This window comes from Opacimonas viscosa (genome assembly GCF_024199005.1).
Taxonomy (GTDB): domain Bacteria; phylum Pseudomonadota; class Gammaproteobacteria; order Enterobacterales; family Alteromonadaceae; genus Opacimonas; species Opacimonas viscosa.
In genome coordinates this window covers 1-240 of sequence record NZ_JANATA010000305.1, presented here as the reverse complement: position 1 = coordinate 240, position 240 = coordinate 1, and the positions used below count along the sequence as shown (strand labels likewise).

The 240-nt window shown below is 48.3% G+C and carries 1 protein-coding gene; it reads right to left on the bottom strand.

From position 1 onward, the window contains the following. A partial coding sequence (locus NLF92_RS13710) for a hypothetical protein (protein WP_254102825.1) occupies positions 1-240 on the bottom strand: 240 nt, incomplete at both ends.

Sequence of the window (240 nt, the reverse complement as noted above, 5' to 3'; positions counted from 1 at the left end):
GAAGGTGATCATGGGGTATTCCATGCCGCCAACTGGACCATTAACTGACTGGGCTACTGGGTATGGGTAATCGAAGCTAAAGCGGCTATAAACATCCATGGTGTGGATGATTGATTCTGTAGAATACTTCTGCCATAGCTCGCCACCTTCTTTCGGGTAGAAAGACATAGCCATTACCAATGGTTGAGTGTCACCGCCTTGCTGATAACCACGCGCATCCCACGCAAATTTACGCGAAGA